The 26,357-nt window shown below is 58.1% G+C and carries 24 protein-coding genes and 2 pseudogenes; 7 read left to right on the forward strand and 19 right to left on the reverse strand.

Going from position 1 to position 26,357, the window contains the following annotated elements:
• Positions 1 to 221: 221 nt before the first annotated feature.
• The gene (locus B097_RS0110235) at positions 222 to 1,457 is read right to left on the reverse strand and encodes an NAD(P)/FAD-dependent oxidoreductase (RefSeq protein WP_018582435.1); all 1,236 of its coding nucleotides are present in this window, start codon (positions 1,455 to 1,457) and stop codon (positions 222 to 224) included.
• A 144-nt stretch (positions 1,458 to 1,601) separates the two neighbouring features.
• Here B097_RS0110235 and B097_RS0110240 point away from each other — a divergent pair, with 144 nt between their 5' ends.
• A complete protein-coding gene (locus B097_RS0110240; protein WP_018582436.1) occupies positions 1,602 to 2,045 on the forward strand; it encodes an Lrp/AsnC family transcriptional regulator in 444 nt (147 codons plus the stop codon).
• Here B097_RS0110240 and B097_RS12905 read toward each other — a convergent pair.
• From B097_RS12905 to B097_RS0110295, 11 genes are all read right to left on the reverse strand, one after another.
• Positions 2,022 to 3,470, reverse strand: a complete 1,449-nt coding sequence (locus B097_RS12905) for an ATP-binding protein (protein ID WP_018582437.1) — start codon at positions 3,468 to 3,470, stop codon at positions 2,022 to 2,024. The genes B097_RS0110240 and B097_RS12905 overlap by 24 nt on opposite strands.
• A 21-nt stretch (positions 3,471 to 3,491) precedes the next feature.
• Complete coding sequence (locus tag B097_RS13760) at positions 3,492 to 3,782, reverse strand: AlbA family DNA-binding domain-containing protein (protein WP_152668901.1); 291 nt, start codon at positions 3,780 to 3,782, stop codon at positions 3,492 to 3,494.
• A gap of 60 nt (positions 3,783 to 3,842) precedes the next feature.
• A complete protein-coding gene (locus tag B097_RS12910) occupies positions 3,843 to 4,514 on the reverse strand; it encodes a YczE/YyaS/YitT family protein (RefSeq protein WP_018582439.1) in 672 nt (223 codons plus the stop codon).
• Positions 4,515 to 4,517: 3 nt separating this feature from the next.
• Complete coding sequence (locus tag B097_RS12915; protein ID WP_018582440.1) at positions 4,518 to 5,201, reverse strand: YczE/YyaS/YitT family protein; 684 nt, start codon at positions 5,199 to 5,201, stop codon at positions 4,518 to 4,520.
• Positions 5,202 to 5,248: 47 nt separating this feature from the next.
• Complete coding sequence (locus B097_RS13530; protein WP_018582441.1) at positions 5,249 to 5,416, reverse strand: hypothetical protein; 168 nt, start codon at positions 5,414 to 5,416, stop codon at positions 5,249 to 5,251.
• An 88-nt stretch (positions 5,417 to 5,504) separates the two neighbouring features.
• Positions 5,505 to 6,113, reverse strand: a complete 609-nt coding sequence (locus B097_RS0110270; protein WP_048402769.1) for a PepSY domain-containing protein — start codon at positions 6,111 to 6,113, stop codon at positions 5,505 to 5,507.
• Between the two features lie 285 nt (positions 6,114 to 6,398).
• Entirely contained in the window at positions 6,399 to 6,758 is a 360-nt protein-coding gene (locus B097_RS0110275; protein WP_147287101.1) for a hypothetical protein, read from the reverse strand.
• A 64-nt stretch (positions 6,759 to 6,822) separates the two neighbouring features.
• A complete protein-coding gene (locus B097_RS0110280; protein WP_018582444.1) occupies positions 6,823 to 7,989 on the reverse strand; it encodes a GIY-YIG nuclease family protein in 1,167 nt (388 codons plus the stop codon).
• Positions 7,990 to 9,981 carry a DEAD/DEAH box helicase gene (locus B097_RS0110285; protein WP_018582445.1) on the reverse strand — a complete coding sequence of 664 codons (1,992 nt, stop codon included), beginning with the start codon at positions 9,979 to 9,981 and terminating at the stop codon, positions 7,990 to 7,992.
• Positions 9,981 to 12,680, reverse strand: coding sequence for a DNA methyltransferase (locus B097_RS0110290; RefSeq protein WP_018582446.1), 2,700 nt, complete (start codon positions 12,678 to 12,680; stop codon positions 9,981 to 9,983). Before B097_RS0110290 ends, B097_RS0110285 begins: the two co-directional genes overlap by 1 nt.
• 57 nt (positions 12,681 to 12,737) lie before the next feature.
• Entirely contained in the window at positions 12,738 to 14,054 is a 1,317-nt protein-coding gene (locus B097_RS0110295) for a lactate racemase domain-containing protein (protein ID WP_018582447.1), read from the reverse strand.
• A 366-nt stretch (positions 14,055 to 14,420) separates the two neighbouring features.
• Between B097_RS0110295 and B097_RS12920 the strand changes: the two are divergent.
• From B097_RS12920 to B097_RS0110310, 3 genes and pseudogenes are all read left to right on the forward strand, one after another.
• Positions 14,421 to 15,665: pseudogene (locus B097_RS12920) on the forward strand (glutaminase); the annotation flags it as partial.
• A gap of 30 nt (positions 15,666 to 15,695) precedes the next feature.
• A complete protein-coding gene (locus tag B097_RS13765; protein WP_280523388.1) occupies positions 15,696 to 16,100 on the forward strand; it encodes an SRPBCC domain-containing protein in 405 nt (134 codons plus the stop codon).
• A pseudogene (locus B097_RS0110310) lies at positions 16,100 to 17,353 on the forward strand (glutaminase); the annotation flags it as partial. The gene B097_RS13765 and the pseudogene B097_RS0110310, both read left to right, overlap by 1 nt.
• A gap of 427 nt (positions 17,354 to 17,780) precedes the next feature.
• Here the strand turns inward: B097_RS0110310 and B097_RS0110315 are convergent.
• A complete protein-coding gene (locus B097_RS0110315) occupies positions 17,781 to 18,383 on the reverse strand; it encodes a TetR/AcrR family transcriptional regulator (protein WP_018582450.1) in 603 nt (200 codons plus the stop codon).
• A 73-nt stretch (positions 18,384 to 18,456) separates the two neighbouring features.
• Here B097_RS0110315 and B097_RS0110320 point away from each other — a divergent pair, with 73 nt between their 5' ends.
• On the forward strand, positions 18,457 to 19,638 hold the full coding sequence (locus tag B097_RS0110320) for an alpha-amylase family protein (protein WP_018582451.1): 1,182 nt from the start codon (positions 18,457 to 18,459) through the stop codon (positions 19,636 to 19,638).
• 4 nt (positions 19,639 to 19,642) lie between these two features.
• On the opposite strand, the gene B097_RS0110325 is transcribed toward B097_RS0110320, so the two are convergent.
• Both B097_RS0110325 and B097_RS0110330 read right to left on the reverse strand, forming a co-directional pair.
• Positions 19,643 to 20,149: a DinB family protein gene (locus tag B097_RS0110325; RefSeq protein ID WP_018582452.1), complete on the reverse strand. Its 507-nt coding sequence runs from the start codon at positions 20,147 to 20,149 to the stop codon at positions 19,643 to 19,645.
• Between the two features lie 19 nt (positions 20,150 to 20,168).
• Positions 20,169 to 21,665, reverse strand: a complete 1,497-nt coding sequence (locus B097_RS0110330) for a succinic semialdehyde dehydrogenase (protein WP_018582453.1) — start codon at positions 21,663 to 21,665, stop codon at positions 20,169 to 20,171.
• 57 nt (positions 21,666 to 21,722) lie between these two features.
• On the opposite strand from B097_RS0110330, the gene B097_RS0110335 reads away from it, so the two are divergent.
• A complete protein-coding gene (locus B097_RS0110335) occupies positions 21,723 to 22,226 on the forward strand; it encodes a TspO/MBR family protein (protein WP_018582454.1) in 504 nt (167 codons plus the stop codon).
• 132 nt (positions 22,227 to 22,358) lie between these two features.
• On the opposite strand, the gene B097_RS0110340 is transcribed toward B097_RS0110335, so the two are convergent.
• Complete coding sequence (locus B097_RS0110340) at positions 22,359 to 23,735, reverse strand: M20/M25/M40 family metallo-hydrolase (RefSeq protein WP_018582455.1); 1,377 nt, start codon at positions 23,733 to 23,735, stop codon at positions 22,359 to 22,361.
• A 43-nt stretch (positions 23,736 to 23,778) separates the two neighbouring features.
• Here B097_RS0110340 and B097_RS0110345 point away from each other — a divergent pair, with 43 nt between their 5' ends.
• Complete coding sequence (locus B097_RS0110345) at positions 23,779 to 24,087, forward strand: monooxygenase (protein WP_026254462.1); 309 nt, start codon at positions 23,779 to 23,781, stop codon at positions 24,085 to 24,087.
• A 55-nt stretch (positions 24,088 to 24,142) separates the two neighbouring features.
• On the opposite strand, the gene B097_RS0110350 is transcribed toward B097_RS0110345, so the two are convergent.
• The 3 genes from B097_RS0110350 to B097_RS0110360 all read right to left on the reverse strand — a co-directional run bounded on the left by B097_RS0110350 (position 24,143) and on the right by B097_RS0110360 (position 26,209).
• Positions 24,143 to 25,003, reverse strand: coding sequence for a hypothetical protein (locus tag B097_RS0110350; RefSeq protein ID WP_147287103.1), 861 nt, complete (start codon positions 25,001 to 25,003; stop codon positions 24,143 to 24,145).
• Positions 25,004 to 25,072: 69 nt separating this feature from the next.
• The gene (locus tag B097_RS0110355; RefSeq protein WP_040429590.1) at positions 25,073 to 25,843 is read right to left on the reverse strand and encodes a hypothetical protein; all 771 of its coding nucleotides are present in this window, start codon (positions 25,841 to 25,843) and stop codon (positions 25,073 to 25,075) included.
• Positions 25,844 to 25,870: 27 nt separating this feature from the next.
• Positions 25,871 to 26,209 (reverse strand): hypothetical protein, encoded by a 339-nt coding sequence (locus tag B097_RS0110360; protein WP_147287105.1) that lies wholly within the window; start codon positions 26,207 to 26,209, stop codon positions 25,871 to 25,873.
• Positions 26,210 to 26,357 lie beyond the last annotated feature (148 nt).

The following is a 26,357-nucleotide window of genomic DNA, read 5'->3' on the forward strand; positions in this document are numbered from 1 at the left end:
CCACATGGTGTTCCCCGCGCTAGCGGGGATGAGCCCTAATCAGGCTATCGAGCTTTGCCTTAGCGTTAGTGTTCCCCGCGCTAGCGGGGACGGGACCTCGTATCCACTTACCTCTCGGCGTTAACCGCGTGATGCCACATGAGTTTCAACTGGCAACCCGCAATATAAACGCGGAGGGGTACGTACAGCGGCACGCATCGCGGGCCGACGAGAAAAGGCGACTAGCGCAGCGGGTCGAAAGGACGCAAGACCGGATCCACCTCGCCGGTAGCGATCTGCTTGGCCAGCAGCTTGCCGGATAGTGGGCCCAGAACGATACCCCACATACCGTGGCCGCCACACGTGTACACGTTCGGCGCCTTCGTCTCGCCGACCAGTGGCAGGCCGTCCGGGGTGACGGGGCGTGAGCCGACCCATTCGTCCTGGATGTCGGTCCAGTCGATGCCTTGGAACATCGGCTTGGTCACCTCGATGATGGATTCCACACGCGCTGGCTGGAAAGCCTCGTCGGGGCCACGGAACTCCATGGTGCCGGCGATCTGGAAGCGACCAACACGCGTCGGCGCAGGTGTGCACGCCACGCGAGTATGTGGCAGGTATACCGAGTGCGTCGAAGGCTTTTCGGTCTCCACGGTGAAGGAGTAGCCACGGCCTGCCTGCACCATCGTGCGCACGCCCAGCGATCGGGCAAGATCGGGCATCCACGCGCCGGTGGCGATCACCACAACGTCGGCGGTCAGCCACTCGCCGGTCTCCAGCTTCACTGCCGGCTGGCGGGTGGACTGAACCTCCACAACCTCGGCACCGGTGGTGATGGTTCCACCGCGACGCTCCACGGACTGCGCAAGCGCCTCACAGAAGACCATTGGCTCGATATAACGCTGGCCCTCCATGGAGTAAATTTCCTGCACGCGCGGTGCCAGCATCGGCGCATACTCAAGGGCTTCGTCGTAAGAGATCTTCTTGAAAGGAATGTCCTGGCCGTGCCGGATCGCACCTTCCACCTCATCGACGAAACCGCCACTCTGGCTGGCATCTTCGAAGCCGACGATGAATGGACCCTTGTGGGTGACGGCATCCACGCCGCCGTCGATAAGCTCGTCGAATGCGTCAAGCGCGCCCAAGTCGGCAGGCGTCAGGGCAGCCATGGTCTTATCCCAGGCTTTGTCATTAGCGTGCGCCATGAACTTTGCGACGAAGGCCCACAACTTTGGATCGACCCGGAAGGGGACACTCAGGGCCGCATTTTTATCCAGCAGCGCGGTAGGGCCGTAGCCCCACAAGGAGGAGTTGGAGAGGGGAATGGTCTTGCCCGGTGCCAGCCAGCCTGCGTTGCCCCACGACGAACCAGCAGCGACACCAATCTTATCTAGAATCTCCACGTCATAGCCGTATTCTTGCAGATGCCATGCGGTAGACAGGCCCGTCATTCCGGCGCCGATTACAAAAGCTTTCACCGTATTCCTCCTCACATTCCAATGTTGTGAAGGTAACTATCGCTGAAGAAAGCGGGGCCCGCCAGAGACTGATGACAAGTCGGTAGATGATTCCAGTAGATTGATGGATATGCAAGAATCTTTCATCGTCGGCTGGTTGCGCGCATGAATCCGCCAATCGATGCCGTCGACCGCGCCATCCTTGAGATACTTCGCGACGATGCCCGCACCTCACTCGCGAAAATTGCACTCTCCGTTAACGTGTCTGAGTCCACTGCGCATCGTCGACTGCAGTCGCTGGTGGCTCGCGGCGTGATCAAGCAGTTCACCATCGTTGAGGATGCGCAGGCGCTTGGCCAGGACACCGAGGCGTTGATTTCGATCCGCATCAAATCAGAATCGCGCAGCAACCTGCGCAGTTTCTACCGTTTCCTCGTGGATCTGCCGCAGGCGCGTCACACCTATTTCATCGCGGGTTCCAATGATTTTATCGTCCACGTGGCCGTGGCCAGCGCGCGTGAGCTGCGCGATTTCGTCAGCGACTCCATCTCCTCGCACCCCGATGTTGCATCGACCACCACGGCCCTAATCTTTGAGCACGGTGTTTAGGGAGCCCGGGTTTAAGAAATAACGGTATGCCCTCTTGTCGGAGGGGTCTTTGTCCGTGGCCACTATGCCTTGATCTATGAGAGCTTTAAGGACGCGATACGTCTGGTTTTCAGTAAGACCTGTGGCGTGAGCAATGTCAGCTCGTCGGCGTGGCTCATTGAAAGCACGGAGAGCGTGTGTGACTCGTTCTTGGTCACTAGTCGGTGTAACTGAACGCACGGATGGGGGAGTGCCAGCCTCCTCATTAGTATTTGAGCCGCCGGCCGATCCTGGTCCAAGTGAGTAACTGGTGCTCCGTCCGGCTCCGGTCACATGGGCAAGGCCGTATTGCACCAATTCTTGAAGCTCATCCCTAGCCTCTACGGAATCCATGGGGAACCGCTCCCGATAGCTCGAATTTGTCACTTCGTTGCCATGGCGCATGTCGACGAGGGCGTGCTTCTGTGCAACTGAAAGCACCTGGTTAGCGGGCAGAGTGCGAAGCCACTGTAGGTCTTCAGTCGGCAGCGTGGAAGAGGAACTGATGATGGCGGTGAAGGAAATGACTTCGTCTTTGAAAAAGGGTTCGGGAAGAAATGCCTCGCGCAGGGTACGGCGAACCTCAGGGATGCCGGTGGCGTGGCCTTCGATCACCCTTGTCCCATTTTCAGAGGTGATTGCGCTGCACATCTTGTACAACACGGCATTACGAGCACGTGGGCTGGTGGTGCCCAGCCTTCGTTCGGTTAAGCCCCACAGGCCACCGGGATTAGTCACGATTAGTTTGGTTGGCTGCTTGATCAGCATCGGGTAGCTGCCAAAACTGGCGGCGGAAAGATCACGGTGTACAAGGGCATTGGCAAGAATCTCACGAACAGCGACCATCTGCACTTCACTGGTGTTGTAGCCGTGTCCACCGGAGAAACTGACACCGTGCATAAGGTGCTTGTGCACCCAATCGATGGCGGAATCGAGCAGGTCTGGCACGGGTCCAGAAAATTCAGCCCGGTCGGTGAGCCGCACTGTGTTGCGCAGCTTTGGATCGGGGACCGCATGCGCTTTGATTGTTGTGTGCGGCAGGAATTGCTGGGGGTGGATTCCCATCGCATACACGGCTGCCACAGTAGGCAGGCCGGTGGCATGATCGACCACGTTGGTGCGGACAAGGAGTTCGTCGCGCCCCATCGAGCGCAGGCGTGGGCTTTCCCGGCGTTGCGCGGAAAGGTACTGTTCGAGAAGTTCTGGGACTAAGTCTGCTTCAACATCAGCGCCTTCGACGGGCTGACGATCGTGCGCTGGTTGGGTGCGCTGGCTGATCAGGTACAGCTCTTCCTGTTCACTGAGCTGATGATCGCCGTCCCCGGATCGGGTGAACGCTGGCCCGTGCTTGCCGACGCGAAACGGGCGTTGATCTGATGGCTGTGGCGGAACGACACATGCGACCACGTCGTAACCATCGATGGTTGCTCACTCACTCGCTCCGAGCTGAACTGGCGGAACGATTCTTTCGCACGCTTTGCTGGCTAGGCCTTGGATGAGCTCGGCAGGGTTGTGCACTCCTGTGATGCCCATGCCCTCGGGGGTTTCGGACATGCCGAGAACGATAGTGCCTCCCTCAGGCATGTTGGCAAACGCGCACAATGTTTCGTCGATGGTGTTGGGAAGGCCACCGCGGGCGTCTTTTGCCTCGATGTCCCAAGTGTTGGTCCCAGTGTCAATAAGGGTATTGACCAGCTCGGGAATGTCGATTGAGTGCATAAAATCAAAGTATATTGCAAATGCAATCAACTTGCATTCAACTTTGAATGCACATGCAATCTACTTTTTTCGGAAGCGTGAAAAGTCGATCGCCGGGTAGGGCGGGAACTTATCTAGGAACCACTTTGAGATCGGGCCGAGAGCAAACACGGAGATCACCGTTGCCTCGCGCACACCAACAATGGTGCCCAGGAAGGCCAAGCTCAAAAGAACCGCGACGACAACATGGAGTAGGTCGCTCGCGATCTTGATGTTGCCGAAGTGAAGGTGTTTGTGGTGCTCGCCAAAGGTGCGCCTCAAGGTGGAGGTGATGGCTAGGACCACGCCTTCGCCCGGCAGGTTAATCACGTTGGCGTGGACTTGAATGCCGATGCCAAGGCCCATGGCAACCACTCCGGCCATCGCCATGATGAACTGCAGGATATAGTTGTCGCTTTGGAGGGGCACGACGATCAGGGCGGCGATGTCGATCATCACCCCAAACAGTGCACCTGTGGCCAGCTGAAAGAGCTGGATCCACTGGTAACGCTCACGCAATAACACGATCTGAAGGCCCACGTACAGCAGGTTGAATAAAAGGGTCAGCATGCCCACGGTCAACCCCGTGATGGGGCTCAGTGCCGCCGGCAGGGAGGAATTCGGAGTAGTGCCCAGCGTCGACAGAATCGTCAGCGCCACACCAAAGGCCATCAGGCTGATGCCGGCCGCCAAAACCAGAACGCGTTTGACCATGAACTAATCCTCCGTGGTTGCTTCCTTGGTGTGCGGCGGCGTCTTCGGTGGGAACACCTTATTGCACGCGGTAACCACCCAGCCAACGCACAGCGCTGCGGCAATAGTGCCCTCACGCACGCCGATGAACCCGCCCAAGAATGTCAGGGCGAGGACAAGTGCGACAAGGACCTGGGTGGAGTCGGTCACGATCTTCATCCGACCGAACTCAAACTGGGGCTCTGCACCAAACCGGCGGTGCAGCGCATAGCTTAGCGCCTGGGCGATGCCTTCGCCGGGAAGTACGAAAAGTTTGGCACGGACCTGCATGGTCACGCCGACACCGACGACGAGGATGCCCGCGATCGTGAGCAGCCACTGCTGGAAGTAATTCGAATAGCCCACGCCGATCTGATCCAAAGCCCACACGGCCGCGTCGATGAATGGGCCGAAGTACAGCAGCAGCGCTAGCTGAAACAACTGGATGGGGGCGTAGTCGCGCCGCATGATCAGAATCTGCAGGACGACCAGGACCACGTTCACCAAGATCGTCGTGGTACCCACACTCAACCCACTGATCAGGCTGGACACCGCCGGCAATGCAGAAATCGGTGTGGTGCCAAGATCACTGGCGAGCGAGAAAGCGATACCGATGGCCATGATCGCATGGCCAAAAACCAATAGGAGAACACGAAACAAAAGCTGCATGAATAAATCCTCTACAACTAAAAAATAAAAACTATAGATGTATGAGGTTAGTCGGGTGGGAACATTTTTTCTTGTTGCTCCCACATTTCAAGTTCATCCAGTTGTTCGTCGATACGCGCCTGCACCGTCGGATCGTCGGCCGGGTCGATCGCGCGCAGCGTGGCAAGCCGCGCCCGAATGCGTTCCAGCTTCAGCTGGATAATGTCTATCTCCATGGCAAAAGGATAACGCCACCCGGGGTGCGGGTGGCGTTGATTGCTTAACGACGGGCGACTGCCCCTGCTCGTCTAGATCGCAATAGTACTAGCTTGCTACGATGCGGACATCTGCCAGGTCATTGCGCTCGGTGTCATCCAGATCGATCTGCCACTCGAGCTGGCCGTTCTCTTCCTCGAGGTCGACCTCATCGACGACTGCACCTGGGTGCTGGTCCAGGGCCTGCTGGATTGCATCCTCAATGGAAACGTTGACGTTGGCAACCTGGTTGACCTCGTCCTCGTTCTGCTCGCGCTCCTCTTCGATGACGTTGCCGGTGCCTGCCTCAACCTTGAACTCGACCAGTTCGTTGCCGATAACAGCGTCAACATCGTACTTATCCGTGTCGTCTTCGCGGTCCACGTTAACGATGATTGCGTCAGAGTACTGTGCCGTCACAGCATCGAGTGCTGCGAAGACTGGGTCTTCACCGTCGGCTGCTGCGGCGGTCTCGGTGGGCTCTGCGGTAGTTGCGTCAGCTGCCTCGGATTCAGCGGACTCAGCGGCGGTAGAGGATGCGGACTCTACGGCTTCATTGCCTGGCTCAGCGGTGGCGGTAGAGGGCTGTGGGTCTGCGTCGGTGCCACACGCGGTCAGTGCAAGAGCGGTGGAAGCAGTGAACGCGATGGCCATGAATGATTTCTTATTAATGTTCATGATCCCCAGAATAGAAACTCGAAGTGAACTTCGCCACTATATTTTACACGGCAACGTTCAGTTTGGGCCCAGAAATTGTTCCGCCTCACTCGCAAAAGTGCAGGTAAAAAACGTGTAATGTTTTAGCTGTCAGGCTTATGTAACAAAAAGGTATCGGTTTGGGTGGGTCACTGAAAAAGCTGGAATTTACCGTAGTCCTTTTCTGCCCTACCCATTCCTGCATTGGTCTTCCGGTGGCTCTCCAATGAGTGTGGCGAACAGTAGTTCCGTCGCTTCGGAGAGATTCTATGCAGCCATACTTTGTCGTGGAGTTACTTTGATGAGGTTTTGCCAGTGCCCGCTTACAAACTGGAGGTAGCTCGATAGAGAATGTACACCTTCGAGGTTGAGGGGTTCGACGGGAGTGCTAAGACGTTCGATTTCCGCCTTGAAGTTTTGCAGGTCACGTTGGATGGCGTCACGATTTTCGAAACCGTGGTGGATCCCACGATCGGTGCGGAACCTACTCATGGATTCTCCCGTGGTCGCGTCGATGACGATGACCCCGACCCCGATGGTGGTGATGCCCATCGGGCGCGGAACCACACTAACGGTCCAGTAATCGAATCTCATGTGATTGTCCTTGCGCCCGAGTACATCGTCCATGGAGGGAATCGGGTCCATGATCACTTTCCAGGTGTTTGCACCAATATTTTTTCATTTGGACGGACTATTCGAGATGAACCAGTTTCTGCTGTTCGGGGGAGTAGATGTATTGAGTGATTTCACCGGTTTGGATCATCGTGATTGCTTGGTCGACCACGTATAGTGGCGCAACAAACCACTCAGAGGGGTCGTAGGTTCGTCCGTCAACGCCCACCTGGGAAATCTGTAGGCGAACCGGCGAGAAAACGCGGTGCAGTAGTGCCTCGATGGCAGATGGGCGTACGTTATACACCCGGTAGTCGGCGATAACTTCCACAGGTGCCATCAAGTAGGTGGGCTCTTTCTCCGCACGAGCAATGCGCTTTGCGACGGGGGTAGTAGAGAACCCAATCTTGTACAAATTGGGGATGCCAGAAATCGCGGGGTCATCGCTCTGCGATTGCAATACGTAGACGTGCCCGGTTTCTGTGTCGGCATCGCCGATTTCGTCAGCATCAAACCCGGTTCGTACTATTGCGCGGCCGTTTTGCTCGTAAAGGCGAATAGACAGCGATTGGCGGTACATCGAGGACTCGGTGCCATTTTCGAAGATCACGCGGAGTCTCTCCTTTGTTCGTTCACGCGTGCCACTCTTCGTCAGTTGGGGCTCATGCACTTCGGCAACGAACAACATCACGCCACCCAGTATGAAAAAAGTTCCTTCTTGGATGGTGGGTAGCCCGCGGAAAGGAATCATCGTATAGCTGCCATCATGCAGCTCAGCGTGCTTCGCCTTGAATAGTGGCTCGAATGCTTCGAAGTTGTCCGCTTTGTGGCGTTGGGCAGAATCGCCATCGTGGTCGTATCGGGGTGCTTCTGGGAGGTTGGAAACGTCAAAGATTCCGGAGTCGTCGTCAAGCAGGTCAAAGTCATCGTCAAGGATATCGTCGATGGTTTCCGGCACTTTTTCTGGCTCTAGGAGCTTGAACTCATCGATGTCGGCGAGTTCCTCGCATTTCTGCAGATTGGAGCGGATGCCAGTCAGCCGCGCACCGAGTTTACGTTCGGAAATCACCAACGTGGAGGCACTGGGTTCGGTGCCATGTTCACGGTAGAAGTCGTTGATCTCCTGGAAGGAGCGGCGTAGGCGGTCGACTTCGGTGACAGGGAGGGGCTTTTTGGGCGCGTCGAGGAGGCCGTCGGTGTCGTCGGCGATGAGGTCGTCGAGAGCGGAGAGATCGAAGTGTGCCATTTAGTTGCCTTCCGTTGGTGCCTCTTGGCTCTTAAGTTGTTGCTGGCGTTCCTGCTTGAGTTTCTGCAGAACAAGGAGAGCTTCACCGTATGTTTTTTCGGTGGGGTCTTCGGAGCGGCGGTCGGGCCGCTTACCATTGTTTACTTTCACCCAGTTCTTAATTTGAGGATAGAGGTCGAGTGCCTCTTGCGGCTCAATGGTGATGCGGGTAGCCGCGATGGCATCGGAGATCAGGCGGAATACGTTAGCGGTGACTGACTTGGAAAGCACCTCGAACGCACGCTGGAAAGGGTTGATGGAATCGATGAGGTCAAGGCTCAACTCGTCGATGTTGACAAACCTGTGTGCCATCTTGATAAAGCGCTGGTCACCAACTTCACGTACTTCACCGTTTTTGATAACGGAATCGGCAACAACTCGTTGACGGACTTCCTCGACTTCGACCTCGCTAAGCTCTGGGTAGCGTTCACGAATAATCTTCGGGATGAGGATCTTGTTTGTGTCCTCTGGATTGATGTTTCCCAGTGCTGCCTTGGCAAAGGTGTCGTCCTGCAAAATGGTGGCCTTCAAATCATTCAGGTCCGATTCCACGATCTGCCGAACGCGCGCTGTCGACGGCTCCTTAAAGCCTTTAATCTTCACGGTGCTGGGCTCGGGGTGGTCGTCGTTACCTTTCTTGGTCTTGAAGTCGAAGTTGGGTGCCAGCACCTGCTCCATCAATAGGGACGCCGTGATCGCTTTCAGGATATTGTTCACGCTCACTGTCACTTCCCCCTGCGTCGCATCGGGTTCGGCGATCAGATTAGTAAACTGTGCGTGTTCTTTGCCTGGGCTGTCACGGGTGACACGTCCGATGATCTGGATAACCTCAGTTAGCGATGCCCGGTAGCCCACTGTCAGTGCATGTTCTGCGTAGGGCCAGTCAAAACCCTCTTTCGCCATGCCCAGGGCGATAATGATGTCTACAGCAGCAGGATCTTTGGACGCATATTCCGTAAGGTAGAGCAGTTTGCGGGCGCGGGCCTTCATATCGGTGTCGTCGACAAGGTCGACAACGCGCAGGTATTCGCCATTGTCGTGGCGTCGCATGACGATGACGCCGGTATCATCCTCTTCTTCGTCAACGGTGCCGATGACGTCCAGGATAGTACTGACTTCTTCGTACTTTTCCTTAGTGGATTCGCCGGAGTTCACGCTTGGGATGTGGATGATGGTCTTCTTGTCCAGGTCCAGGACTTCATGAATGGCGTCGGTGTAGCGGCCTTGGTAGAAGTGGTGGCCAATGCCCAGTGATTTCAGGTGCTCGTAGCCGTTGAGCTGGTCGTAATAGTTATAGGTGACGGTATCGAACTTTGCCTCGTCCTCCGGCGAGAGCACGGGGACTGAGTCACCGCGGAAGTAGGAGCCGGTCATGGCCACGATGTGGGCATCAGATTTCGCCATGATATCGCGCAGGACTGCGCCTAGGCGACTGCTTTCTGTATCTGCGGAGACGTGGTGGAATTCGTCGATAGCAACGACAGTTCCGTCAAAGTCCTCGGGTGTGAGCTTGTCGTAGGCGTAGCGCAACGTGGCGTGGGTGCTTACCAGGGTAGAGTCTGGGCCTTTCAGGAAGGAGACGAACTGGTCTACCTTGCTGCCGTCAGAACCCGGTGTGCACAGATTGTTTTCCGGTTTAATTTCCCAGTTGGCAAAGAATCCGTGTGAGACGAGGTCAGTGTTTGCAAAGGAACCACCAATCGTTCTCTCGGGCACCGCAACGATGACCTTCTTCCGGTCTTGGTTATAAAGCTTATCCAGCCCGATAAACATCAGCGCACGTGACTTACCTGATGCCGGCGGCGCTTTGATCAGAAGGTATTGAGCTGCCCGCTTTTCGTAGGCGCGCGCCTGCATTTCGCGCATGCCCAGTTCATCAGTGTGGATCGACGTGCCCGCCTGCGCGTATTGGACGTTGACTAGGTTGTTTTCGGGTTTGGAGTGCTTGCCCATTACTTCTTCGCCTTCTTTGCCGGGGTGGTTGCGGTTTGTTCTTTATACATAGCAAAGAGGTGCGACAAACGGGCCTCATCATTATCGAAAGCTTGTTTGGAATACAGGTTATCGACAAGCTTATCGACGACACCGTGTGCTTCCCGAAGCATCTCCGGTATTTTCTTGCGGTCGTACAACACCGCGAGCGTCTTCTCTGAGTAGTACTCCCGCACATCGAGGACCCGCAGCGCAGCCTGCGTGAGCTCTTCCTTGTCCGCCTCACTTAGCTCGGGGACTGGGAAGTTGTTGTAAACGATAGTGTTTGAGTAGCGGTAACGAGTTTCCATTTTTCCGCCCACAGCACCTGTCCACACCATATGCATACGTGAAGTGAGCAGCGCAAAAAGCCACGGCTCAGCATCGTAGACAGCGAAGGCAAGATTGGAAATAACAGTGTCAGAATCTAGGTACCCCATTGGGATGTACTCACGGTTCTCAGAGGATACGCTCGGGACAATAATGGAATCAGTTGGTTTATACCTGATTTCACCAAACTTGTATGGAGTGGCGGCTAGTTTATTCGTATCTTTACGGCCGCTTTCGCTCCGGAATTGTTCCACTGCGTCAACTCGCCGGCGAATTGGCTCAATTTGTAGCGCCGCCGAAACGTCGGAGTCTTCGATCCAGAGGCAATAGCGGATCTTATCGTAGATGAATTCTTCACTGCCGGTAAATTTTCGAGTAAATGCATTGGCCTCAGGATATTCGCCAACCAAATTTGCGTAATCTTCATGCGTCAGGGTAAGTGGTTTTCCAATCGGCATACTTCCGAAAGACATTTTCGGCAGGTTCGTGTTTCGATTCTGAGACGAACGTGTTACAAACACATCCGGACCATCGGCCAGGTAACCATTGATGTTCTTGGCTTCTTTGCTGATTTCATCTTGGTAGATGTACTTGGGCTTGTCAGATTTGTTTCGCAACCCAATGACCACAACGGTGACACCTGCATTGTTTTTTGCGTTGTTCTCCCACTTGAAAGAGGTGTACGCGAAACCGATCTCTACCCCAAGGTCAAGAATCTTGGGGAACATCAAACCCACATGTTCGCCCTGTGAAACGGAGTTCGTAGAAACGAGAGCTAGCTCTGCACGAGTGCCTTGAATGTATCGGGCCCCCTTAATGAACCACAGGGCGATGTAATCAAGGTTCTTGGAGTATTTCTCGTCAACGAAGACGAACTCGTAATCGGCTTTCTGCTCTTTGGTCTGTTTCTTAGAGCCACCGTACGGTGGGTTGCCGATGATGTAGATTTCGTCGGTGCCGTTGTTGGGGCACACAGATTCCCACTGGACGCGTGCGGCATTCCCTGCACGAATCTGGCCAGTTTCCTTAAGCGGAATAATGGACTGGGAGGTCTTGAACTTCTCCTCGAACTCCACATTCATCTGGTGTTTGGAAATCCACAGGGACAAGATAGCTATCTCTACCGCAAAATCGTCAATCTCGATGCCGTAGAAATGTTCAATGTTGATGCGGGATTCGTCGAAAAGCACATAATTATTGGACAGCTCTAAGATCCGCTCCATGATGGCGTGCTCCAGCTTGCGTAATTCCTTATACGCAATGACCAGGAAGTTGCCGGAACCACATGCCGGGTCAAAAACCTTGATGTCTGCGATGCGGTCATGCAGCTTCTCTAGCTTGGGCACGCTGTCGAAGGCCTGGTCGAACTCCTCCTTCAGCTTATCCAAAAAGAGAGGCTCGATTGTCTTCAAAATGTTGGGCACACTGGTGTAGTGCTGCCCCAAGTCCGAGCGCTTCCCAGGTGTGACGATCACCTGGAACATAGAGCCAAAGATGTCCGGGTTAATGTCCTGCCACATCAACGTGCCCAACTCGATCAACTGGGTGCGCGCCACCCCGGAGAACTTCGGAACCACAAGAGAGGCCTCTGTGGAAAACAACCGGCCGTTGACATAGGGGAAATCCGCTAGGTACGACGGCTTGGAATCAGCCTTATCCTCATCCAGTGCGGCAAATAGATCAGCGAGAAACTCCTGCACATCGCTGCCATCATCGTGGGTATGCGACGCGACAGCGTTGGTGAACTGGCCATCAGCAAAAATCCCCGTGTCCTCCGCGAAATAGCAGAACAACAGACGAGTGAAAAACACATTCAACCCATGGCGGTCGTTCTCCGAGTCGAAGAGCCCCGGGTTGGCGGAGAGGAGCTCGTCGAAAAGCTTGCCCATGCGCTCTGCGGCCTTGACATCGGCGTGAGACTCCGCGACGTACTGTGCCTTCTCCATTCCTGCCCACGGGAGGAAAAACGTGAAATGCTGGGGCAGCTCGGCAACGGGGAAAACGCGGTTCTCATTCGTTTTCGTATCCAGCGCAACAAACTCTGAGTAGTCGGAGACGATGACAAAACGCGGGCTGAAACGGCGCACATGAGCAGACTGGGCAAGCTCGCTGATCACCTTGAAAGGCTCTTCGCCAGCGGTGAGCTCGCGGAAGTAGACAACATTCTTCTGGCCGATCTCGTGCTCAGGATCTTCCGCAATGTTGATCGAGCCATTGCGCAGGCGCGTTATGGAGCTCTTGGGCTTACCGTAAGCATCCAGCAGTTCGAAAATGATCTCGCGATCATAGGAATCGCGCCCGCCCAATGGCTCAATGCGGGCCTCAATATCTTTCAAACTCAACCGTGCCACTAGAACTCCCTTGTCTCTACTGTTCAGAAGACAAGGGTAGTGGATTCCTGCGTTAGTTTACTCCTTCAGCCGGTGCAGGATCTCTCCGGCGTGCTCGACGATCAGGGTGTCCTCGTCGGCCTGGAGCGCGTCCCAGTCCAACTCGTCGGGGTTGGCGTAGCCCAGGTTATAGGCCTCGCACACCTCCGGTGGAACCTGCGACGCCAGGGTGACGTTGATGCGCAGCGTCTCCTCACCGGTCTCCGCGTCGTACTCGCCCAGGCCGCGGACGTGCGTGGAGTGCGCGATCTCGCCCCAGGGGTGGTCTTTGAACTTGTCCCACTGCTTAATGAAGTAGTCGATGCAGTGGTAGCCGATCTTGCCGATGCCCGGGTGCATCTCCGAAATCTCGGTGATGTGCGGGGCGTACACGATGATCTCACCACCATCGGCACACACGGGCTCCATCTTGTACACGCCCTTGGCGCCGGTCCACAGGTCCTCATACATTTCCGGAACCTTTGACACAATGCGCTTGTAGGGGGCGTCCAGCCACCTGATGTGCGTCTGGTGGGCGATCTCCGCGTTGGCGGCCCAAGCGGACTCGGTGGTGCCGAACGCGACGGAGTGCAGCGTGATGGAATCATCGTCGCCGGTTGTGGCCACGTAAGTGATGGCCAGCTTCTCGCCCGGGATCATGTCCGAGGACGTGTTAATCAGCTGGCGCACCGGCGTAATCCCCAGGGTGCCAATGATGTCTGAGGCCGTAATCAGCGCGCCCACCCAGTGCGAAATATCGATGACATCGTGGACAGAGCAGCCCGGGAAAAAGTACTTATTACCACCGGACATACCCACAACCTCGTGCGGGAAGATGGGGCCGATCACCAGGTTCACGTCCGCCTCGGCGACCAGCTTGTTGATCTGCACGTCCATCGCCCGGTCGGTGAGCAGGCCTTGGGTCAGCCGCTCAATCTCTTCCGCAGGGACGGTGCCCAGGGAGGCAATGGCATCCGGGTTCTGCCAATCATGGTTGAGGATCTCCGCCTTCGGGAAGCGGGTCTTCAGCTCGCCGGAGCCCACACCCAGCAGCTTCTCGATGGCAGCCTCCTCCATCGCCGCGTGCGTACCCAGGGCGATCAGGATGGTGATGGATTTCGCCCGGTCCTCGAGGGCGTCATAGGCCGACTGGATCATGAGGGCGTGCGGGCCGGAACGGGTGCCGTCGGGAATCACGACAACCACGTTCTTGTCATCCACATCAGCCTGCTCAATTTGGGCCAGAATGAAGTCGCGCGCCTGATCGTCGGAAAGCGAATCGGTCGGGGAGCCAATGAGGGCGGCGCTTTCAGCCAAGCCCTCAGGCACGGGGAGGGTCAGGTTGTCCTTAGTCATACTTCTAGTTTTCCCTTATCAGGCCCACTTTTCAAGCGGTTGTGAGCTTATCGACGAAGAACAGCCCGCACCCCGACTGGAAAGGGGTGCGGGCTGTCGCACAATCGGGTGTGACTGAAGGTTTAGAGGGCGTTCATCAGCCAGATAACAAGGACGATGATTAGTAGAATGCCAACGATGGTCCAGATAAGTCCGCTTCCGCGCATGGTGTTCTCCTTTAGGTAAGCGTGACCCATTAGTGGCCACGGATTAGTTTTTCACGGACGAGTTTACGGAAAAGTCAGTGAACTGGCAGATAAATGAAAGAAAATTAATCAATCGTGCCGTGTCCGCCCGAAATTTTGTGGACCCCGTAGACTCACTAGCATGCGCAGCCCCATCCCCGATTTTATGAACACCATCCTGGACGAGGTCCGCGATCTTGACGGTGGTGAGCCAAACCAATCAATCCCGCAGATGGCGGACGTTGACCCTGAGTATTTGTCGCTGGCCATCTGCACCACCACTGGGCATCTGTACTCGGTGGGCGACGATGAGCAGCTTTTTTCCATTCAATCCATCGCGAAGGCCTTTGCGTACGCGCTGGCGTTGGACGACTTGGGGCACGAGGCTGTCGACCAAGTCGTGGGCGTGGAACCTTCCGGTGAGGCTTTCAATGAGATGAGCCTGGAAGAGGAGTCGAAGCGCCCGGATAACCCGATGATCAACGCGGGCGCGATCTCCGTGAACCAGTTGATCAATGGGTCGGACTCCAGCGTGGAGGACCGCCTTGAGCGCATCGAGCAGCTTTTTTCGGATCTGGCGGGGCGGCCGATGCAGATTGAGAAAGACATCACGGACACAGAGTTCAAGCTGGCCGCGCACCGCAACCTGTCGATCGCGCACATGCTGAAAAGCTATGACATGATCCAGGATGAGCCGCATGATGCCGTCTACAGCTATATCGCCCAGTGTTCCTTCATGGTCACCGCGCGGGATCTTGCCGTGATGGCCGCAACGTTGGCTAACGGGGGCGTGCAGCCGATCACCGGCAAGCGCGTGTTCGGGGAGGATGCTTCACGACGAACGCTGGCCGTCATGAGCTCCGCCGGAATGTACGACGCCGCCGGCCGTTGGATGGCCAACGTGGGTATCCCCGCCAAATCAGGCGTGGGCGGCGGGCTGATTGGGTGCATGCCGGGCCAGTTGGGAATCGCTACCTACTCACCGCGTCTCGACGAGCAGGGCAACTCCACCCGCGGTGTGAAGGTGTTTGAGCGGCTCAGCCAAGAAATGGGCCTGCATTTGATGAGCTCCAACTACTATGCTGTGCCGGGCATTCGCTCCATCGAGCGCGAGGGCGATGCCACCGTGATCGCCCTGCAGGGCATGGTGAACTTCCCGGCCGCGGAGAACGTGCTGCATGAGCTGGGTGAACACCGCCTCACCAGCGAGAAGATCGTGTTGGACCTGTCGCGGGTGACCGGGTTTAACCGCATGGGCCGCCGCGTAGTGAAGGAGGGCCTGCGCCGCATCCGCGAGGAGGGTTTCCACTGCGCCATCTATGATCCCGATACCGTGATGGCAGACCTGGTGTTCTCCGACGGCACCCAGGCCGAAGAGGTGGAGGACTTCCAGCTCACCGTCACGATCGACGCGCCGGTGGAGAAGGTCTTTGACGCGGTGACCAACCCCGAAAACTGGTGGGTACGCGATATCGAGGGCGTTGCACAGGACGAAGGCGACGTGTTCGAGGTTGAGTTGGAGGACCACTTCTCCCAGTACCGCGTGGTTGAGTATGTGGAAAATGAGCGCATCGTGTGGCACGTGGACCAGACGGGGCATGCGGATGAGTTCAACGAGTGGAATGACACGGACCTCGTCTTCGAGTTTGCACCCCTCGTCGATAAGCCTGATGCCACCGAGCTCACCTTCACCCACCGTGGTCTGCAGGACCACATGGAGGTCTACACCGAGGGCACCAACGATTGGGTCCTCTACCTGCGCGAATCCTTGCCCGCGCTGGTGACTGAGGGCAAGGGCAAACCACGTGAGGAGGACAACTGATGGCTTTAGATTCCCCGATCCCTGACTATTTGGCAGACATCCTCGACTACGTCCACGATAAGGACGGCGGTGCTGTCGCCGACTATATCCCCGAGCTGAAGGACGCGGACCCCGACAAGTTAGCCTTGGCGGTATGCACCGCGAACGGCCGGCTCTACTCGGTGGGCGACGATGAGGTGGAGTTTTCCATCCAGTCCATCTCCAAGCCCTTCGTCTACGCGTTGGCGTTGGATCAGGCGGGTGAGGACGCGGTAAGCCAGGTCGTTGGGGTGGAGCCCTCCGGCGAGGCCTTCAATGAGCTCAGCCTGGAGGAGGAATCAAAGCGGCCGGACAACGCCATGATCAACGCGGGCGCGATCGCCATTAACCAGCTGATCAATGGGACGGATTCTTCCATCGATTCCCGCGCGGACCGTATCTTGCAGCTCTTCTCCGACCTTGCCGGGCGCAAGTTGCGTATCGACGAAGAACTCACCGACTCCGAGCTCGCCGGCGCCGACCGTAACCTTTCGATCGCCTACATGCTGCGCAACTATGGGATCGTGAAGGATTCCGCAGAGGATGTGATCCGCAGCTACACCCGTCAGTGTTCGGTGATGGTGACTACCCGCGATCTTGCCGTCATGGCGGCGACGCTGGCCAATGGCGGGGTGCAGCCCGTCACTGGTGAGCGGATCTTTTCGTCGCGGGCCGCGCGCCACGCCCTGGCCGTGATGAGCTCCGCCGGAATGTACGATGCCGCCGGCCGCTGGATGTACACGGTGGGGATCCCAGCGAAATCTGGCGTGGCAGGTGGCTTGATTGGCACGATGCCTGGCCAGATGGGCATCGCTACTTTTTCCCCGCGTCTCGACGAGCAGGGCAACTCCGTGCGCGGCGTGCAAGCTTTTGAGCAGATGTCGGAACAGATGGATCTCCACCTCATGGGTGCTGCGAACTATGCGCCGCCCGGGATCCGCTCCATCGAGCGCGAGGGCGACGCCACGTTGATCACCTTGCAGGGCGTGATCAACTTCACCGCCGCGGAGAATGTGCTCTATGAGATCAGCCAGCACCGACTCACCAGCGACCAGCTTGTCCTCGACATTTCGGAGGTGGCCAGCTTCAACAAGATCGGCCGCCGCGTGGTCAAGGAAGGTCTGCGCCGGCTGCGTGAAAACGGTGCTCATGTCGCGATTTATGATCCCGACGACGTCATGGCGGACAAGGAATACTCGGACGGCACCCACGCCGAGAAGGTCGATGACTTTGAGCTCACCGTCAGCATCGATGCGCGTGCCGACGAGGTCTACAACGCCATCGTTCAGCCATCCACCTGGTGGGCCGATGCCATCGAAGGTGATCCCTCTGAAGAGGGCGAAATCTTCGAGCTCAACCTGCCAGAGAACTATGCACAGTACCGCGTTGTCACCGCTGAGCCTGGGCAGCGTGTGGTGTGGCACGTGGAGCAGACCGGGCACGCCGACGAGGTGTCCGAATGGACTGGGTCTGACCTGGTGTTTGAGCTGGAGGAAGTGGAGGAGGACGGCGAGGTATTCACCCGCCTCAACTTCACCCACCGTGGTCTGCAGCAGCACAAGGTTCTCTATGAGGAGGGCTCGAATGATTGGACCGGTCGCCTGCGTGAAGCTCTGCCCGCACTGATCACGGAAGGAAAGAGCCGGTAACTGCCTAGCCTGCTCAGCCCCAGTCGCCGAGAGCGCCTTCGACCGCACCTAGGACGGATTCGATGAGCGGCCAGCGCTGCTCCTCGGGAAAGCCGGCGTCTGCCCATTCGAAGCTGGTGGCCTCGAAGAATCCGATCCCACCGGAAATGGCGAAGCGCTGCCGTTCACTGCCGGGCTCGAGCAAGCGCTCAAGGTAGCCTTGCAGCGTGTCGTGCCATTCCAGGCGCAGGTGTGTGGCCTCGGCGGGCTCGTCGCCGGAGCGCTGTGTCGCCAGCCAGTCCGCTGGGTGCTCGGCGATATAGGCGGTGAACGCCTCCATGCCGGTGCGGAGGATGTCGCGCCTGTTCGTGTTGGGCGGAAGTGCCTGCACGGCGTCGATGACGTGGGCCCCCGCAGCCTCATAGACGGAGGTCAGCCATGCGACGTAGACCCCGGCCTTGGAGCCGAAGTAGTGGAAGATGAGGGCTTGTGAGGTCTCGGCGGCGTCGGCGATGGCTTGGGTATTGACCTCGGAGTAGGGCGCGAGCCGGAAAAGTTCGCCGGAGGTGTCGAGGATCATTTCACGGCGCTGTTCAGCGCTTAAGCGTTTGCGGGGAGCGGGCTGGGAGGGTGTCATAGTGGCAAGCATACCTTGTTTGAGCTAGACTCAACAACAGTTACTGAGTATTGCTCAACAAGGAGTTTTGGACATGTTAGAAAGCACCATCTGGTGGCACGTATACCCGCTGGGGTCCTCCGGTGCCCCGATCCGCGACCGCGAAGGCGACGATTCCGGCCACCGCCTGCGCTCCCTCGAGCCCTGGCTGGATTACCTCATCGAGCTGGGTTGCAACGGCCTGCTGTTGGGCCCGATCTTTGAGTCTGCCACCCACGGTTATGACACCCTGGACCACTTCCGCATCGACTCGCGCCTGGGAACCAACGAGGATTTCGATGCCCTCATGCAGGCCTGCAATGAGAAGGGGATCCGCGTAATGCTGGACGGCGTGTTCAACCACGTCGACCGCAACCACCCCGCCGTGGCCGAGGGCCTGGCAGGCGACACGAACTGGGAAGGCCACGACCAACTGGCCACGCTGCACCACGACGACCAGCGGGTCCGCGACAAGGTCGTAGAGATTATGGAGTTCTGGCTGACCAAGGGGATTTCGGGCTGGCGCCTCGACGTTGCCTATTCCGTCCCCGCTGACTTCTGGCGCGAAGTGCTGGGACGCGTACGCCAGAATTATCCCGACGCCATCTTCCTAGGCGAGGTCATTCACGGCGACTACGCCCAGATCGCTGAAGCAGGCACCCTTGATTCCGTCACCCAATACGAGCTGTGGAAAGCCATCTGGAGCTCCATCAAGGACGTCAACTTCTTCGAGCTCGCCCACGCCCTGGGCCGCCACAGCGAGTTCTCCGAGCACATGATCACCAACACCTTCGTCGGCAACCACGACGTTAACCGCATCGCCTCGACGGTCGGGCAGGACCACGTAATCCCCGCTGTAGCCATGCTGATGACGCTGCCCGGCAGCCCGTCGATCTACTGCGGCGACGAGCAGGGCTTCACCGGCCTGCGCGGCGAAGGTTTTGCCGCCGACGACCCAGTACGCCCACCTCTTCCAGCAACACCGAGCGAGCTTGCCGACGAGGGCCGCTGGCTTCTGGAGGCGCACAAGGCTTTGATCGCGGTGCGTCGTCGTCACGCGTGGCTAGCAACCGCCACACTGGAGGTCGTCGACACGGCCAACGAAACGATCAGCTATGTCGTGTCTAACCGCGAGAACGCGGAGGAGAAACTGCAGGTCGACGTGTGGCTGGAACCGCAACCGGGCGTGCGGATCCACGCCGGCGACCAGACGGAATACCAGTGGCAGCAGCCTTAAACGTCTAGCCGAAGTCCTTGCATCCGGCGATGTAGTTGACCTGGGCGAGGTGCTCGATCGCGTCGATGAGCAGGGAGGTCACGCGCACCGCACGGGTGATGTCTTCGCCGTTGTAGGTGTCGATGACTTCCTCCCAGTCCTTTTTCTCCCACTGGTCGGCGCGCTTTTTCACCTCAGCGATCGTGGCCCGAACATACTCGGTTAGGCCTTGCTGGTCCTCGATCTGGATCGAGCGCGCCTCGTCCTGGCTGTGGCCATAGCCGAAGGAATCGCCAAGCTCACCAAGCCCGAAACGCTTCTGGAAGCCCTCCGCCGTCCACACCTCTTCGTGGTCGGACAGGGCAGCCAACTGGGCGTCCATTTCGCGGCCGGTGTGCCACAACAGCCACGCGGCGGAATTGGGATGCATCTGCGGGTGGGCGTTGAACTCTGCGGGGGTGAAATCGCGGATCTGGTTGAGGGAGAACTCGGCGCGGTCGGCAAGGTCAGTAATGAATGCAGTGGTGTTCATACATCCCACGTTAGCGCTTTTAGCGCAGGTAGTCGCGCCCAATTTTTAACGCCGCGGTCAGTAGGCCCGACCATTTCTCCTTATCCACGCCAGCCGGCCCGGCGATCGGCACAATGCGCTGTTCAGCCACGGTGCGGGCCTGGGTGTACTTCAACAAACCCTCGTCGCCATGGCGCCGCCCGACTCCGGAGGCCTTCCACCCACCCATGGGGGCATCCACGCTCGCCCACGCGGCGGCATAGCCCTCATTGATATTCACCGTGCCCACGTGCAACTGCGATGCAATCTCGCGTGCGGTGCGCGCCGGGCCGAACACCGCGGCGTTGAGTCCGTATTCAGTATCGTTGGCTTTCAAGATGGCCTCCTCGTGGGAGTACACCACCTCCACCCTGACCACCGGCCCGAAGACCTCTTCGCGGTACAGGTCGGCGGTGGCGGGGACGTCGACAAGCACCGTCGGCGCATAGAAGGTGGGGCCGAGCTCGGGCAGGCGCGTCCCGCCGGCAGCCACCGTGGCCCCTTTAGCGACGGCGTCGCTGACAAAGTCCGCCACCTGATCCACGTGATCCATGCTGATCAGACAGCCCATGTCCGTCTCCCAGGATTTGTCACCGGCAACGCGCATGCCCTCCACGGCGGTCACGAACGCAGGGATGAAGTGGTTGGCCACATCGGCGTGCACGTAGATCCGCTCCACGGACACGCACAGCTGGCCGGAGTTGGAAAAACAGGCGTTGAGCACGCCGGGGATGATGGCGTCCACGTCCGCGTCCGACGTCACGATCAGCGGGTTCTTGCCGCCGAGCTCGCCAGAAAAATCAATCAGGCGCGACGCTGCCTGCTCCGCCAGGGTGCGGCCGGTCGCGGTAGACCCGGTAAACATCAGGTAATCGCACGTTTCGACGATCGCCTGACCCACCTCACCGCCCGGACCAGGCAGCACGGTGAACACGCCTTCTGGCAGCCCCGCTTCCTCAAGGAGTGCGGCCGCGCGTAAGGCGGTCAGCGGCGTCTGCGAATCGGGCTTAAGTACCACGGCATTACCGGCCAAGAGAGCGGGGATCGCATCCGAGACAGCGAGCGTGAGCGGGTAATTCCACGGCGCGATGATGCCGACCACACCTACTGGTTCGCGCTGCACGCGCGTGCGGGTGGCCACCGGTAGAGCACCTTTCGCCCGTCGCGTCTTCAACAAACGGGGCGCGGCGTAGGCGTAGTGGCGGGCCGTGATCGCAACGTCGAGTACCTCTTCGAAGGCCGAGCGGCGACTCTTTCCCGATTCGTCCTGGACCAGGTCGAGTATCTCGTCGCGACGCTCCAGCACCAGGTCATGGAAGCGCAGCATGATCGCCTTGCGCTTCGTAACCGGGGTGGATGCCCACTGCGCCTGGGCGAGGCGAGCAGCGTCGACGGCGTGGCGCGTACCGTCCGCTGAGTAGAGGGGCGCGTAGTCGATGATCGAACCGTCGACGGGGCGGGTGATCGGAGTGGTATCAGGCCCGATATCAGTAGTCATACACTTCAATTTATGCGATTTACGCAGCCGGTGTCGGATAGTCTGTAGGGTGGGGGCATGAACTTTTTAGAAAGAGCCCGCAAGAAGCGCCGCCGGAAGATCGTTGGAGGCACCGGCCTAGCCACGGCGGCTGCGGCCACCCTCGGCACCATCGCGACCGACCCGGACAGCCTCTGGTACCGCACGCGCCGCAAACCATCATTCCAGCCGCCGAAGTGGTTATTCCCCGTGGCCTGGACCGCGCTTTACACGGACATTGCCCTGGTCAGCGGCTTGTCCATTGCCGATGCCGACGAGGCTAACGACGAGCAGATGCGCAACTCCCTGGCCACCGCTCTTGGAATCAACCTGGCGCTCAACGCGGGGTGGTGCGCCCTGTTCTTCCGCAGTAAGTCTCCAGCCCTGGCAACCGCCGGTGCTGCGGCGCTGACTGTGTCCAGTGCGGACCTGACGCGCCGGGCGATGCAGGTGAACAAAACACGCGGCGCATGGTTGATCCCGTACCCACTGTGGAGCGCGTTCGCTACCGTGTTGTCGGCTGCGATCTGGCGCAAGAACTAACCCAAACTGCTGAACCTGAACTGTTGGAACTGGGCACTTTTTGGGCTGTGGGGCGGCAAAACGCCCCTGTTCCAACAGTTCAGCTACAGCATTGTGCGTTGGAACTAGCAGAGGGTGACGGGCTAGTTTCCCTTAAGCCCCCACGAAACGGCGCGCCAGGGAGAAGTAGGCCTGGGCGGTCAGCTCGACATCTTCCACGTCCACGTACTCGTCATGGGAGTGCAACTGGTTGAGGACTTCGTCGAAAAGCCGCTCGCGCGCATGCAGCGCAAAGCCGTAGCCCACACCGCCGAGGCGACGGGCAAAGCGCAGGTCAGAACCGCCGGCAGCGATGGTGGGGATGACGGGAACGTCGGGGAAGAACTCGTGGAACGTGTCGACGATCGCCTCATACAGTGGGCCCTCTGCTGGAGATACGGTGGCGTCTTCGGTGATCAGGTGCTCGATTTCCACGCGGTCAGCCAGGTCGCCCAGCGCGTTGCGTAGCACCTCATCGATTTCCTCCTGGGTCTGGCCGGGCAGGGGACGAATGTCCAGCTCCACCCACGCGTGTGAGGGCAGCACGTTGATTGCGCCACCGGCGCGCAGAACAGTGGGGGCGTAGGTTGTGTGGCTCATCGCGTGCGAGTAACGGGCCAGGGGCCCGAGTGCCTCATATTTTTCGCCGTTGATCAGCTGTTTCTCGGTCTCAGGGTCAAACTTGAAGGCGCGGACATAGCCTTCCCACAGGTCGCTGGAAGACACCTCGGGTTCGATCGCGCAGAGGCGACGGGCTACCTCACCAATCACGCCGACTGTCATATCGCGGCCATACGGGGTGGAGCCGTGGCCAGCATCACCGTGGACGTGAATGCGTCGCTGCGCTGCACCCTTTTCACCCACGACAACAATTAATGCGTCCGACCCGTCACTCACCGACAAATGCGAACCGCCTGTTTCGCTGAGGCAGTTCTTCCACGAAAAAGCGTCCGGTTTGTGCTGAGCCAACCACCCGGCACCGAGGCCGCCGCGGGCTTCTTCGTCGGCAAGCCCAACAAAAGTCAGCGTGCCCCGCGGGCGGACGTGTCCATCCGAGGGCTTCGCCTTTTCCTTTGCGGCGATAGCCGCAACCTCGCGGGTCGCGGCGGCCATGGCGGCGGTGATGAAAAGCATGTCGGTGGCGCCGCGGCCGTAGATTTTCCCGTCGACGATCTCGGCGCCGAACGGATCCTGGGTCCACTTGGGCGTATCGACGGGCACCACATCGGTGTGGCCAAGCAAGGTCAATGGTTCAGCATCGGGGTCAGTTCCTTCCACTGTGAAAGCAATAGAGACGCGGCCGGGGTGGGGCTCGAAACGTTCCACCGTGACGGTACCGGCGGCGATCTCGTCGGAGAAAAACTCTTCGAGAGTGTCAGCGTTGCGGACTTCCGCGCCAGAATCGGCGGTGAGGTCATTGACGCAGGCGTTGCGGATCATATCGCGCAGCAGGTCGATGGTGGACTCGTTCAAAGATTTTCCCGAAAACATACGCCCAGCCTAGCAAGTGATGCGAACCGCTATGATGGCCCACATGAACACAATTGTGGTATTTGAATTTCCATCGTCTGGCCCCTACGGCGCCGAAGCAGAAGCAGCATATGCAGACCTGGCACAAGATATCGCAAGTGAGAAGGACCTGGTGTTGAAGGTCTGGACGGAAGACCCATCCCGCCAGGTTGCCGGTGGCGTGTACCTGTTCACCTCTGAGGAGGCGGCAGACACCTACATCGAGAAGCACTCCAACCGCCTAGGCGGCTTCGGTATCACCGACATCAAGGCTGTGAAGTACCAGGTCAACGATGGCCTTTCTGCCGTCGACCACGCAGTACTGTCGCGTTAGAGCGCACCTGGCGCGCGGGCGCTGCGCTGACAGCCCAGCGCTTCCAGCTAGCGCTCTAACCCACCGTGCCCAACTCTGTCGCCAAGTCGCTTAAAGCATCCTGGCTATCCTCTTCCGAACCCGATTCTGACCGCGCGCCCAGCGCAATGCCGTACACGGTTCCATCAAGTTCGACGAACCCGAACTGGCGGGAGTGGAATGAGCCGTCATCATCGTCAGACCAGCCACCTTTGAACGCAGCGTCATCAATCTCGCCGAGACCCCAACGCTGCTCTTCTACCACCTCGTACATCGCATCGACCGTTAGCACGTTTTTCGGAAGCCTGCTGAGGTAGTACCCGAACTTTGCCTGGTCTTTGAAGGTCCAGTCAGTCATGCCGTAGGCATCGGGGACCTCAACACCCGGAGTTGCCCGAGCGATCACGTTTTCGATCTTGGAGCGGGCCTGTTCCTCAGATATTCCCTCGCATTTAAACAAGCGCCATGCAGCATCATTGTCCGACCACTCCAAGGAGGCACGAATCAGGTTCTCTCGTGAACGCTCGTTGATGTCGCAGTGCGCCTCCGCCACCAGTGTAAGGGGAACCTTGATCGTGGACCAGGCTGGCAGTGTCTTCAGCGATCCCGCAAAGTACTGAGTCTTCGGCGTATACAGCGCTACACCGATCTCAACGTCGTACTCGTCTTCGAGGTTGGCCACAGCGTCGTCAAGATCTAACGACGCCAGGCTGGTCTTCGTGCCCCGCGTGGATGTCAACGAGTTATTGGAGCCAGGTGACGACGAATCCGCCACGACCGTGGTACGAGGAAATGCATCACCAGCGGCAAGCGACCGCCCACCATCGGCCGAGGAGCACGACGTAAGCAAAGCGGCAGCCGAGACGGCTACCGCTAAAGCTCCAATACGAAACCTCATAGCAGTATTATTCCACGAAATCCCAGACCCAGCGCGGGCAGCTCAGCGGTGCAGCATCACAGCAGATAGTCAGGGTGCCTGGTTACCTGCCATGGTGTCCTCATAATCAGGAACACACTGTTCGCCCAAGTAGGTGCTGACGATGGATTGGTTTTCGATAAAAGGAGACATGAAGTGTGGCTGTGGTTTCGAAACATCAAAACCGTTGGTGCGGAGATGGCCAAGGAAGGCATCAGCATTCTCCAAGACATAGTCGATGGCTGGGGTCAACTCGTCTGGTACGTAGGGGCGAAATTGCGGGTACCACTTCGCATCGTATTCGGCACCATGGATCATCTCCTCCGTGAGGGAGTAATCCTCGCGTGCCCAAAGGGCAAGTAGGTCGTCTATGGAAGATAAATAGTAGTCGTGGACGAGAGCACACAGCGCGTCATGGTCAGTAGGAGGTGTCGAAATGCCAGACTTCCCAAAAGCTTGTTGAGTTGGAGTGGTTTCTGGAGTCGCCTCGGCGGGTGGTTGGGCTGTTGAGGTGGAATTTCTACCTAAGACGTCGTCGACCCCTAATCGCGTCCCGTTGAAGGAATAGTTGCAGGTATCCGCGATGTAGCCGTGCACTTCGGACAAAGCTGCGGGATCGTAGTCCGCGGCATTGTCGATCGATTCCCCCGCGGTCAGGTAGGTCACAATCATTTGTTGGGTCATCCCGGAAGTTTCAGACAACGATTGGGCCGCTCGGGCCAGATCTTCGGGGACAAGTGATGCAACTGCTGAGTACCACGCCGAATTGTAAGCATTCGCCTCCACAGCCATTTCCAAATACTCACGTGGTTGTTTTTGCATTGTAGGGTTGCCGTAGGCCTCAATGACTTAGCCCATGGACTTCGCCGCCTGCTCAGACACCGTGCATATCTGCGTCGGGTCATTGTGTTGCGCGACCTCAACCACCTCAGAGGCGTCCTTGGTTGAGACAGCTCCGCACATGCTGTCCACAAAAGCATCGACCTCGGAAGCACGCAGTGTACTCAGAGGCTCCAGCTCTGGGCTGCCCGCGTCCTCCTGGCGAAGCGCATCAAGCACATCAGAAACTACCTCGTCGAAACGCGACGAGGTTGCTAGTGCCAGCGCTTTCTGGTTCTCTGGCGTGTGTTCCGCAACGGTGCGGTACCACTGTGCCTGGGCGTGGGCTTCTTCAATGTAGTGCGCCACAGATGCGTCCGTTGCAGTGCGATCAGCAACGGCTGTGAATTTCCGTTGCTGCTCAGCAAGTACATTATCGTGTTGTCTGGCCGCATCACACAGTGCCGCCACAGTTTCTTGATCAACTGCTGTAGGCTCTTTCTTTTTGTAAGCAGTA

Origin of the sequence: Corynebacterium pilosum DSM 20521 = CIP 103422 (assembly GCF_000373805.1) — a bacterium.
GTDB lineage: Bacteria > Actinomycetota > Actinomycetes > Mycobacteriales > Mycobacteriaceae > Corynebacterium > Corynebacterium pilosum.